We start from the raw sequence: 10,955 nt of genomic DNA, 5'->3' as shown, positions 1-10,955 counted from the left end.
TCGATCCCGCCTCTGGGCACCATTCTTAGAAGCCTCGCATTAGCGGGGCTTTTTTGATCTTGTAATTCGACAGTGTCGGTGCCGTTGCACGGCGCGTTGCGATCCCGCCTCTGGGCACCATTCTTAGAAGCCTCGCATTAGCGGGGCTTTTTTGATCTTGTAATTCGACAGTGTCGGTGCCGTTGCACGGCGCGTTGCGATCCCGCCTCTGGGCACCATTATTTAAACCTGATAACTTGCTGAAAGTTATCAGATTTTTCCATTTTCGGGCCTTGTCTTTTTGTATTTTTATACCATTGATTGTCACAACTCAACTCTGTGACAAAGTCCTCCAAATCATTTTTCACTATGTTATTCGCCTGCTGCGACAGATAGTTTAGCGATGGATGCGTATAACGTTGAACCATCTCTAGTGTCTTCCAACCACCCAATTCTTTAATTGCTAATAGGTCAGTACCGCTTTCCGCATGGCGCGATGCCCAAATGTGTCTGCGATCATGAAAGCGAAGCCCTTCAAGTTCAGCAGCTTTGATTGCCCGTGCCCATATTCGCCTGTTCAAATCGTTGTTTGGTTGTCCGCTCTCGTTTGTAAAAACATTTTTAGAAATTCGTGTCTTGTGGAGCGACGTCAGCAGTTCATGCACAAGTGAGTTCATAGGTACAAGGAATGCAGAGCCACTTTTGTGTGAGTCCGCATCAACTTTTATCATCCTTTGATTTAAATTAACTTGATTCCATTTCAATCCAGTAATGTTTGACGCACGAAAACCTGTGGCTAGCGCAAAGATGATAATCGGTTGTAGAAATGGGGGAGCGTTATCAATAAGTCGAGCAGAATCTTTTTCTGTTAACTTATAAAAGTTTTTTTCACGCTCTTTAAAAGTCTTAATGTGAGGAACACGTTCAATCCATTCCAGTTCTTTGTGGATGAAATTTAGAAAGCTTTTGATTTTGGCTATGTAGCGGTTCTTTGTCGCCAGAGATATGCCAGTCTTGTTTGCTAGGGTGGTGAGTATTAGCTTAGAGTTTATTTCTGTTAACGATTTGTCTGCGAGGTGCAAAGACCACCATTCCAGTTTCTTCTTTTTCTCGTGAATAGTCTTATTAGTTTGTCTAGAGTCAACGTAAAGCAAGAGTGCCTCGTTCCAACTTCCACAAGAATCTTCAGAGCGCATTAAAGCTTGAAGTGTATGTTCCCTAAGGCGGTGTTCAAACGCTTCAGCTTTAGACTTTACGGCTTAATGGGTACTGCAATGAAGTCGCTTAATCTTACTTGCGAAAGTGATTTGAAATTTGGTGAACCAGAATTTTTAGTTGTCTTTTTTGTATATCATTTTAGTCCTTTTTTTTAACGGAGAACATTAATGATTCTGAAAGGTAAAGCTAGCTTTCAATTATAGTGGGTGCTTTTTCGTTAATTTTAACTGCATTTTCTGTGAACTTACAGTGCCCGTAAACATGCTCAACCTTTTTCACGCTTGCTAATCCTAGTTATTGGCTGACTTCTTCAAAGGTTGCTCCTCCAATAAAAGTTGATTAGCGCGATTGTGTCTAAAATGATGAAATCTCAATGCTGTGTATACGCCCGCAATTTCAAGACCTTCCTTCCAGCGTGTCCTATTAAACTCTATTGTTTTCCCACAATCGTCTAACGCAAATAAATTAGTATGAGTAATCCCCTGTTTTTTTTCTATATTCTAGTTGGTTTAAAATTACTTCTTTCATAGGTGATGTTAGGTGAATCTGTACCGTTTTCTTACCCTTCATCGCTTTTACGCCAAGTGTGACGAAACTCGCATTTTTAAGGTTAGTTTCTTGTCCATCAACTATTGAGATGCGGAATATATCTATACCCTCAAGGCAATTTCCTTTTCTCATGCCGGAGTGGTAAGCAAGTTTAAGCAAATTTTGTTCAGTAGCATTGTGGGAAGTGAAATTCGGAAATAAATCGAATTGGTTTGAACTCATAGGGATCAGATCACGGCTTTCTGACCAAGGCAGCCAATACACTAGCCATGATTGGCAGCACTTTCTACAAGTAAATGGATTGGAAGGCAGCATGAGCCGACGAGGCAATTGTCACGACAATGCGGTTGCAGAGAGTTTCTTCCAGTTGTTGAAACGCGAGCGAGTTAAACGAAAAGTATATTTAACAAGAGACGATGCCAAAAGCGAAGTTTTTGATTACATAGAGACGTTTTATAACAATAAACGAAAACATGGTTTCAATGATCTACTTTCGCCAGTAGAGTATGAAAAGCGATATAACGAACGGCTAGAAAGTGTCTAGATTAATGGTGTCGATTCATTAGAAGGAAATTGCAATGCCTCAAGTAAAGTCTAATTTCAATATAAAAGTTGATTGTAAGCAAAGATGGCACGAAATGGAGACCATTGATAGGGTCAAGCGAATCAAGCAATGTAATGTATGTCAGGAAAAAATTTATTGGTGCAATAGTGTTGATGAAATTAAGGAAGCAATTTCTAATGGGGCCTGTATTGCCGCACATAACGGCACATTAGAGGAGGCTGGAATGTACAGAGCGCCAGTTCCCGATGGTTCAGCAATATTTGTTGGAGAGGCAGAAATAACTTCTTATATGGTTGGTCAGACAGATATGACTGATGAGTCATACTTATTGGACTTTAGCGATATAGATTTAGATAACGATTAAAATCTCTCCAGCTAGTTATTTCAATTTTCACAATATCAAGCACTAAATGTTTTTATAAATAAAAGACGTTAGGCTACCACAGCTTATACGTTAAGATTGCTCGTATTTTCTTCATTACAAACGGCCCGAATAAAATAACAAAGTAAATGAAAAGAGTTGCGGGGATAATTTCCTCGTTTTCTAGAATACCTATCCACTCTAAAATACTTGCAAAAAAGAATGTGGCAAAGAATAGCAAAATAGACCCAAGTAAAACGTCCCAAACCCGTGGAAAATTTTTATTTATAAAACCTACAATAGAAGCTATAAAAAAGGGGATTAGTAGTACGAAAAATAAGGATTCTCCTCCTCTTCTTCCACCTCGCCCATATGCTTCAACAACCTCTGGATAGAGGGAAAAAATAAATAGTAGCGCAATAGCTGATAATAGTTTTAAACGCATTATTAATTCTTTAATAGGTTTTCAATGGACTGTATTTCAGCGAAAACACAGTGCATTAGGTAGAGATTCAAGCTTTACGCAAAGGAGTGGATTACTTTTCAATGGAAATTATGGGGTGAAGTGGACAGTCTCTTTAAATGTTGTGGTTATTCGACGGTAAACCTTTAGTCAATGCCGCTACAAACTTTAAAGTCGTTTACAATCGTTTCGGTCAGTTTGGAAATTTATTTCTGTTACATTAGTAATTGCCTAATCAAGTAAGAAATCTTAGATTTTTGATGTCTTTATGAAGTGACAAAGTGTGACGGTTTTTTGCTTTGTCACAGCACCTTGTCACAAAAATAAAGCTCCGCAGGCCAGTGAAATCAAGGGGTGTCGTCATTCGCACATGGCCTGAAAGGATTGAAATTCCGCGTGTCGGTGCCGTTGCGCGGCGCGTTGCGATCCCGCATCTGGGCACCATTCTTAGAAGCCTCGCATTCGCGGGGCTTTTTTGATCTTGTAATTCGACAGTGGCGGTGCCGTTGCACGGTGTCACGCAATCTTACGGCTCAAGTGAGGTGTTTCAAGACATATAACAGTTGGCAAAAGAACATACTTTGTTCGTTCTTTCCACTTTGCCAAGGTTTACCCTTGTGGCAAGTAGCCATGTTTCATCTACACTTTGGATACACCGATAAAAGTTAAGAATTTGCCGTAGTTTGCGTATTGAAACTACTCTTGAGGACAGCGAATTTCTAATGAAAGTGAGCGTTGAATGAAATACATACCCGCTTTTCATAGCATTGTTTATGATCAAAGCCTTACCTTTGACACTAAGGTTTCTTCTCTATTGCAGCTGGGACAGGAGGTATTCAATGTCGATGTGGGAATGGTAGCCCACATTGATTGGTCTGAGGTTTCGATATTATTTATTGAGAGCGACTTACCACACCAAAAGGTAGATAGTTTACGTTTCCCACTAAAGTCCTTTTGTAAGAATGTGTTGGAAGAGGGCGACACCACTACGGGCGACCATAGCGATAGCCGCGAGAACCATTTTTTTCTCGGTACGCCGATTTTTCAGGAACTAGATATTTTTGGTGTCATTGCTTTTTCTTCTACTAAACGAGCAGGTAAATTTCCTGAAAAGCTCAAAGATTACATAGAGATGTTTGCCAAGTGGTATGGAAGTGAGGTGGCCTATCAGCAAGTCCTTGTGCGCTATCAACAGCGTATTGAGATGTTGAATAAATTTGAACGTTTAGCAAGGGTAGGGACGTGGGAAGTTGATCTTATTACTAACCAAATTATGTGGAGTGATCAGACAAAGGCTATTCATGAAGTCGCAGAAGATTATGTCCCCAATTTGGAAACTGCCATCAATTTCTACAAAGAAGGTTACAGTAGAGAGGCCATATCCAAAGCAGTAGAAGACGCTATTACAACGGGGGAATCATGGCAGCTTGAGCTGGAGGTGGTGACTGCAAAAAATAAGTCTATTTGGGTAAAAGCAAACGGAATGGCCGAGTTTGTCGCAGGAGAATGCGTCCGGTTATTCGGAACGTTTCATGACATTTCCCACGAAGTGATAATTAGGGAAGATTTGAAGGCTGAATTAGCCAACGCGGAGCGAGCCTTTCATAGCTAAAAATTATTTCAATTATTGGCTTAGTTACGAAAAATAGCCCAGGTAACCAAGCTTATTCGAGCTGAAATATACCTAATTCAGCCTAGGTAATCAGCAAGCCAGTGAGTTTAAAGTCGGCTGCTGAACGAATGCGTGCGTCCAAAATATTATGGGACAGCGCTAAGATTCTACTCGCTTCGGAAATTGTAAATAACCAGTTTTTCAAGTGATAGTAGTTCTGCATCAAATAATAGATGCGCCTCTGTGCTGTCCGTTACGATTAGGTTATGAAGAAGTGAGCCTTTATTAATGATAATGCTGAATCCGTCAGGAAGAGCGTTGAGAGGCTCATCAAGCGCCACGTGCATTGTGTTATCTTTAATCGAATACGCTACGCCAATGGACTCCCTTGCTCGCCAAAAATCCCCAAACTCTTCCATCCCCAAAGTAGCTGTATCAGAGGGTAGTTTTTTATGGAAAGCCTTTAATTCCTCTAATTTACTTTCTCTATTTGGATGAATAAGTAGCACTGTAGGAGATGAATTCGCGTGATTTAATTTGAATACATCCAGCCACTTTTGAACTGTGACATCGCTGTAAACGTCGCTACTTATGGCGTCTGAAAGAGTAACAGGGAACACATAAATCGATGAAAGTTCGGCAGACAATTTTTTATCATATGGCATTCTGAACGGGAAGCTTGTTAAAGAATCTTGGCCATTAAAAGAACTGTCATATCTATACCCTGTCTTTTCTAATACTTCGGCCTGATGTCTGTTCCATAATAAGTGACCCGATCGAAATACTCGGATAGTTTCGTGTAAATCGTTTTGGAGTAACGTTTTAGAAACTTCCAGCTCACCAAATACTGTGGCCCCAGTCGTAACTTCACCATTATTATACGGAAGGTATGACGCCGCAGAATTACCGAAAGAACCTTTTGGCACGGTACTACCATCATCAAAATCTCTGAAATGTCCGACGCTATGGCTCGCTATTTCATGACCATGTGAAAGAATAGATTCATAGGTTTCTACATTCATACTGTAATAGTCACCATCTATTGCATCGTCAATATAGTGTGTGGTGACATTGAAAGTCGCCACTATACCCGCTTCCTTTTCAAAACTGGCAAAGTTCGCGGCTAATTCTGCACCAGTTTGTGAATCTATATCGTGTGTAACCAGTAGTGTGGATTGTGAATTGCCTGGACTTGAATGTTTCCAGACAAAGTTTGGAAGATGAGATTCCAGGATCGCTCGCAGGAAGAGAATGAAAGTATCAGTCGAATTTTCCTGCTCATTTAAGCCGCCGCGCTGGGCTGAATAGTCTAAATTATAAAAATTACGTTGAACAAGATCGTTATATGACACACCCAACAGATATGCCGTTCCATCAACAACGTGGTTACGAATAAAGGCAGCTTTGGTGTCGTTAAATCTTGCTATTGTTTCACCGCTTGTGGGTGAGTAGCTTATAGAATTTATACTTCTGGGTTGGCCCGTTTTGCCAACACTTATGGAGTGCTCTATTGGGGAATCAATATATTTGAAAATGGAGGCGTTCACTGAACGCTCAAAGGTAATGCTTGTATGATTAGTACTGGTAGCATAAGCGGCAACACCAAAAAGTGAAAGTAGCGCTTCATCTTTGACGGTACGGGCGATAAGAGTACCGCCATTTTGCACATACTCTCTAAGCAATGATTTTTCTCTATCGCTTAAGGTATCGTTGTTTAAATAGGAGGTAACAAATAAGATTTGCGGTTGTTCTATATTATCAATGTCTTCGACACTATTAAATGTGACGCCTGCAATATTTAATGCCTGAGAAAGTGAGTTGAAATCTGATTTTGACTCACCATTGCGACTCGACATGTCAAGCACGGCAACAGTAATTCTACCCTCGGTAGTTACCATTGGGTCGGCCTGTCCTGCCGTTGTAAAACGGATTGAAATCGGCTCTTCTAGCTTGCCGCCACTTTGGCTTTCCAATGCTGTATTAAATGTTACGGTGAACTGCTTGGAATACGCCAACGTTTCGTCTGGAGTGAAAGTAACCTGCTTGGTAGACATATTATAAGCGTGACTTCCTGAAATCGAAGGGGAGATAGAAAACGCCTTTTCTATCGTTTCAGGATTAACATCGATATCGAAAGTAGCCTTGATAGTCGCGTCAGGTTTTACAAAATAAGCGTTTTGTTTTGGTGAGAAAGTGAGCAGTTTGGGACTAACAAGTAACGGAGGAGTTGACTCAGAATCTTCTTTGGTAGAGCCCGAATCGCCCGCAGAACCCCCACATCCCAAAACAATATAACAAAGCGCCAGTAAACATATCGGCTTAAGCATCATGCAAAACTACTTCCTAATTAAAAAACTCCAGAGGAGGGTATTGTAAAAAATGCTTGAATTTTAAGCAAGTTGATAGGGTTGTCAAACTAATTTTAAACGTCACTATCGACATAACGCCTTAATTTCTTTAACTGTCGATAATACATGAACCAGTGCTTGTAGAATGCTAACCGCTAACTTAGTGTTACTGGTGTAGAAATGAGCGTAACCCAATCTGCCCAAGTGAGGGCGGTAGTTAGATCTCCAGGCAGGTTCTATGTTTTATTTTAAGCTCTATCGTGATAAACGGTTAAAAAACCTTAAATACCGAGAGAAAGTCCAAGTCGTTAATCGCGCTGTTAAGTTATATCGAAAAGATAAACCTGTGAAATTGACTAGCCGTCTACTAGGTGTATTAGTTTGGTGTGGTATTCCTGCTTCAATATTATTTTTTATGTTTAGTTGGAACGCTGCTATAGGTTTGTTTCCACTTTTTATATTCATTCTTGAAATCAAGACTGCAAATGATGAAAGTGGCGATGTCAGAAAGTATCTTCATCAAGTGGTAAAGTAATGTAAATTTAACGGTTCTTTTTATAAGGCCGCCTGATGTTCTGCCGAATTCCTTCGTCGCAGCGTTTAGCCGCCCTAAACTCGCGGCTTTGCTGAGGTCATTTTAGTGGCAAACCCCTGTCTATCATTAGAGCGTTAGGTCCTAAGTCTCAAAAAAAATAAGAGATAGAAATAAAGCAAGTAGCTGAAAAACAATAAATAATAGGTTCAGCCTCTTTAGTTATCGTAGATTTTTCAGGTTGTTTTACCTATTGAGTTAATAACCTTACGTTTTCGCTAGACGTATAGGCGGATGAATAGCCGGGTACGTGGACGCTTGTTATCACAAAACATGCTTGTGAATCCGTTTCCGCGCGCTTTCTGCAAATCTTGTATGTACCGGGTTCATTGGTCAATTTAAGCCACTCTTCCGTGCTAATTTTGGGGGTGGCTGTGTTGTTGATAGAAGTGATAAAGTCGCCTACTTCAAAATCATGTTCGGAGGATGGCAAGTCGGGCATAACGTAGCGAACAATAAACTCTCCAGAAGTGAGTTTTCTTAATTCGAGCCCTAACAGATTATATCGACTGGTGAATTGTCCATTTTTATAGGGGCGTAATATTAATTTATTCGCCTGGTAATCTATCACACTAACAAACTGGTTTAATGTAGCGCTCCCTACTACCCAAAAGTCGTCAGCGTCTTCACTTTCTATCAGATTGGTTTTAACATTCGTTAACGTCAGATCGCCAATAGTGATGCTAGGCAACGTAACCCTATCGTGCTCTGCCAAGCCGCTTAAGCCAAAGTCAGCGGCCTTAACTAACGGTAAATCTAAAGAGATGTCTTCTTCTTCTAAGTAAGTTCTATTTACTTTAAAAAAATGTCTACTGCCAGTATCAATCAACACTTCCCGTTGTAAAGATATGTCTGAGCCTAAATTGAATTCAGCTTGAATAGCAAGCTTACTCATTATAGTTTCGTCAAAATCGATAACTGTATCGCCATTTTGCGGTTCATAGGATGACTGGCTAATCTCAATTTCATTCTGCTGTTTATCAAATTTCCACACAAAGTGGCGCAAAATGTCATGGCCTAGTACGCCATCAATAATCGATTCTTCAGGGATTAAAAAGTAAGGTGTTTTGGTCAGGGATAAATATCCGACACTCACATTATTAAAACTGACGCTCGAAATGGACATATCGCTAATGATAGATTGATAGGCGTGTGAACCACCTTCATCTCCCCAGCCTTCAACTTTCAAGTCAAAACCGCGATCCAGATTCAATGCATTAATTTTAGGCGTGTCCATGATGTAACTTATTGACGCGCCACTGTCGATTAAGAATAGGAAGCCCTCTTGACCATTCAGGGAGAGGTAAACATGCGGCTTTTCCCCAATATACTGAGTGTCTATTAAAATACTATCTGAACCAGATGGCCAATTTGCCGTTAAGTCATCGTTAGCGAATCGCATACGAATATGATTCGCTACATTACACCCGCTTAACACCAGCGTAAAACAAAGGATGAGTAACGCAGCAAGTTTATGCATTTGGTAAGTCCATATTTATGTGGGTAAGTGTAAGTCTATCTATTACTTTTCAGTTCTTACTTTATACATTTAGCTTCGTGAATTCTTTGTGAAGTGGTGGGGGTAACCGCTATATTTGTGCATGTTTTTTGAAGTTAAATTATTTTTTTAGCGGAACATAACTCTTCTCCCCACCATGACCCGCCTTTAATATATTTAACTACCTTTTCATTTTGAAGGATGAAGGCATCCCGTCTAAAGCCGGAATAAGCGCCCAGCCGATTTTTAGAATCGATGGTGACACACACTAAATAACCGTACCACGCATCGCCAATTTTATTGGCTAACCAATAGCGCGTTGGTTTAGTGATGTAGTTGATGTAAATGGATGTGGGGTGTGACTCGGCTTTATTGTACCAGGCTTTTATTGTGAGCTCATAGTTGTCTGGGTAGGAGCCAAAATCTTCTTTGGCTAACGTACCTTTATCGGGTAACGAACCGCAGGCGGAAAGTAGAAAAATAGTTATCGATAAAATAAATAGTTTGTACATTGTAAGCTGGAAATCTTGCAGCCAATTAATAGGGTAGATTTAACCATATTCAACGCATTAGATAACAGTGATTTTTGGCGGGGTAATTAAAAGGGCTGCGAATGCAGCCCCAGAAATATAGTTAACTCAGTTGGTCGATGAAATTACCCAGCCTGGCCGACGCGGGTTGGTAGTTTTGACGACGTCTCGCATTAACTTCCACTTCTTGTTGTAAGTCAGTCTGTACGGTGTTTAATTGGTTATTCAAATCCGAGTTGTCAGTTTCAGCCGCCTGCCGCTCCAGAATAGTCTGTAGCACTAGTGCTTCTTCGCGCAATATTTCTAGCAGCTCATCAGAAGTTTGCGCTTCAAGTTGTTCTTCTTCGTTGAACTCTTCTAGACGTTCTTCTTCCTGCAACGCTTCTTCTAGTGCTTCTTGTTGAGCTCTAGATGCACGGCGTTGTGCTTCGATGATTTGCTCAAGCTGCTCCTGATCTTGTTGAAGTTGTTGCTGAACATTTTGCGCTTGTTGCTCAGCTTCTAAACGCAACTCTTCTTGTCGCTGTTCCTCAAGAATTCTTTCCTGCAGGCGTTCTTCTTCCAAACGTTGCTGCTCTAACCGGCGCTCTTGACGCTCTTCTTCCTCACGAATTTCCTCACGACGTTCTCGCTGGCGTTCTTCACGTGCCTCTATTCTCTCTTGGGTCTCTTCTCGACGCTCTCTTTCACGTTCTAAACGTTCTTCCAGCCGTTGTTCACGTTCTTCAGCCTGTTCCCTACGCTCAGCCTGTTGTTCTTCCCGACGTTGCACAGCTTCTTCAATCCGTTCTTCTCGTTGCTGTTGCAATCGTTCTGACTGTTCAGACTGACGTTGTTGAAAGGCTTCGCGCAACGCAACCTGTTCTTCAATCCTTTCCTGACGAGCGCGGCGCTCTTCTACCGACAACTGGGTCTGCTGTTGTTGCGTTTGCTGCTGTTCCTGCTCAGTTTCTCGTGAACGCGCTAACTGACGATCTTCTCGTTGTTGAACGTCCAAGCGTGTTTGTTGTTCGCGACGTAACTCTTCCAGCTCATTTTGACGCTGTATCTGGCGGTCACGCAAAGTGTCTAACCGTTGGCGCAAAGCAAGGTTTACCGCATCAGCATCGTCCTGGGTGAACGTATCCTGAGCAGCCACTTGCCGCGGTCGTGTTTCATTAGCGATTGCACGTACTTCCTCAATCGCATTCGGGGGTAGACGATTGATTGTCATGATCACTCCTCTCCCGCAATTGCGAGT

At 41.3% G+C, this 10,955-nt stretch carries 10 protein-coding genes and 1 pseudogene; 4 read left to right on the top strand and 7 right to left on the bottom strand.

What is annotated here, in order from left to right; translation table 11 throughout:
• Nucleotides 1-218 precede the first annotated feature (218 nt).
• Together OPS28_RS04260 and OPS28_RS04255 are read right to left on the bottom strand one after the other, a co-directional pair.
• Entirely contained in the window at nt 219-1,175 is a 957-nt protein-coding gene (locus OPS28_RS04260; RefSeq protein ID WP_265608207.1) for a tyrosine-type recombinase/integrase, read from the bottom strand.
• Between the two features lie 487 nt (nt 1,176-1,662).
• Nucleotides 1,663-1,968: a hypothetical protein gene (locus tag OPS28_RS04255; RefSeq protein WP_265608389.1), complete on the bottom strand. Its 306-nt coding sequence runs from the start codon at nt 1,966-1,968 to the stop codon at nt 1,663-1,665.
• Nucleotides 1,969-1,987: 19 nt separating this feature from the next.
• On the opposite strand from OPS28_RS04255, the pseudogene OPS28_RS04250 reads away from it, so the two are divergent.
• A pseudogene (locus OPS28_RS04250) lies at nt 1,988-2,290 on the top strand (IS3 family transposase); the annotation flags it as partial.
• A gap of 34 nt (nt 2,291-2,324) precedes the next feature.
• Nucleotides 2,325-2,675 carry a hypothetical protein gene (locus tag OPS28_RS04245; RefSeq protein ID WP_265608206.1) on the top strand — a complete coding sequence of 117 codons (351 nt, stop codon included), beginning with the start codon at nt 2,325-2,327 and terminating at the stop codon, nt 2,673-2,675.
• A gap of 73 nt (nt 2,676-2,748) precedes the next feature.
• Here the strand turns inward: OPS28_RS04245 and OPS28_RS04240 are convergent, their stop codons facing one another.
• Nucleotides 2,749-3,117 carry a hypothetical protein gene (locus OPS28_RS04240; RefSeq protein ID WP_265608205.1) on the bottom strand — a complete coding sequence of 123 codons (369 nt, stop codon included), beginning with the start codon at nt 3,115-3,117 and terminating at the stop codon, nt 2,749-2,751.
• 757 nt (nt 3,118-3,874) lie between these two features.
• Between OPS28_RS04240 and OPS28_RS04235 the strand changes: the two genes are divergently transcribed.
• On the top strand, nt 3,875-4,747 hold the full coding sequence (locus OPS28_RS04235; protein WP_265608204.1) for a hypothetical protein: 873 nt from the start codon (nt 3,875-3,877) through the stop codon (nt 4,745-4,747).
• Between the two features lie 167 nt (nt 4,748-4,914).
• Here the strand turns inward: OPS28_RS04235 and OPS28_RS04230 are convergent, their stop codons facing one another.
• The gene (locus OPS28_RS04230) at nt 4,915-7,077 is read right to left on the bottom strand and encodes an Ig-like domain-containing protein (protein WP_265608203.1); all 2,163 of its coding nucleotides are present in this window, start codon (nt 7,075-7,077) and stop codon (nt 4,915-4,917) included.
• 256 nt (nt 7,078-7,333) lie between these two features.
• On the opposite strand from OPS28_RS04230, the gene OPS28_RS04225 reads away from it, so the two are divergent.
• Nucleotides 7,334-7,630, top strand: a complete 297-nt coding sequence (locus tag OPS28_RS04225; protein WP_265608202.1) for a hypothetical protein — start codon at nt 7,334-7,336, stop codon at nt 7,628-7,630.
• 247 nt (nt 7,631-7,877) lie between these two features.
• On the opposite strand, the gene OPS28_RS04220 is transcribed toward OPS28_RS04225, so the two are convergent.
• From OPS28_RS04220 to OPS28_RS04210, 3 genes are all read right to left on the bottom strand, one after another.
• Complete coding sequence (locus tag OPS28_RS04220) at nt 7,878-9,167, bottom strand: PDZ domain-containing protein (protein ID WP_265608201.1); 1,290 nt, start codon at nt 9,165-9,167, stop codon at nt 7,878-7,880.
• A gap of 134 nt (nt 9,168-9,301) precedes the next feature.
• On the bottom strand, nt 9,302-9,697 hold the full coding sequence (locus tag OPS28_RS04215; RefSeq protein ID WP_265608200.1) for a hypothetical protein: 396 nt from the start codon (nt 9,695-9,697) through the stop codon (nt 9,302-9,304).
• A gap of 121 nt (nt 9,698-9,818) precedes the next feature.
• Entirely contained in the window at nt 9,819-10,928 is a 1,110-nt protein-coding gene (locus OPS28_RS04210; protein WP_265608199.1) for a hypothetical protein, read from the bottom strand.
• Nucleotides 10,929-10,955: the final 27 nt, after the last annotated feature.

This window comes from Alteromonas sp. ASW11-130 (assembly GCF_026183735.1).
Taxonomy (GTDB): Bacteria; Pseudomonadota; Gammaproteobacteria; order Enterobacterales; family Alteromonadaceae; genus Alteromonas.
Note: the sequence above shows the minus strand (reverse complement) of the source record. Positions and strands in the feature narration are given on the sequence as shown.

What these genes read in the sequence shown, in the direction of transcription:
- OPS28_RS04260 (WP_265608207.1), bottom strand. Translation starts at nt 1,175, where the DNA reads ATGCGCTCTGAAGATTCTTGTGGAAGTTGGAACGAGGCACTCTTGCTT.
- OPS28_RS04255 (WP_265608389.1), bottom strand. Translation starts at nt 1,968, where the DNA reads ATGAGTTCAAACCAATTCGATTTATTTCCGAATTTCACTTCCCACAAT.
- OPS28_RS04245 (WP_265608206.1), top strand. Translation starts at nt 2,325, where the DNA reads ATGCCTCAAGTAAAGTCTAATTTCAATATAAAAGTTGATTGTAAGCAA.
- OPS28_RS04240 (WP_265608205.1), bottom strand. Translation starts at nt 3,117, where the DNA reads ATGCGTTTAAAACTATTATCAGCTATTGCGCTACTATTTATTTTTTCC.
- OPS28_RS04235 (WP_265608204.1), top strand. Translation starts at nt 3,875, where the DNA reads ATGAAATACATACCCGCTTTTCATAGCATTGTTTATGATCAAAGCCTT.
- OPS28_RS04230 (WP_265608203.1), bottom strand. Translation starts at nt 7,077, where the DNA reads ATGATGCTTAAGCCGATATGTTTACTGGCGCTTTGTTATATTGTTTTG.
- OPS28_RS04225 (WP_265608202.1), top strand. Translation starts at nt 7,334, where the DNA reads ATGTTTTATTTTAAGCTCTATCGTGATAAACGGTTAAAAAACCTTAAA.
- OPS28_RS04220 (WP_265608201.1), bottom strand. Translation starts at nt 9,167, where the DNA reads ATGCATAAACTTGCTGCGTTACTCATCCTTTGTTTTACGCTGGTGTTA.
- OPS28_RS04215 (WP_265608200.1), bottom strand. Translation starts at nt 9,697, where the DNA reads ATGTACAAACTATTTATTTTATCGATAACTATTTTTCTACTTTCCGCC.
- OPS28_RS04210 (WP_265608199.1), bottom strand. Translation starts at nt 10,928, where the DNA reads ATGACAATCAATCGTCTACCCCCGAATGCGATTGAGGAAGTACGTGCA.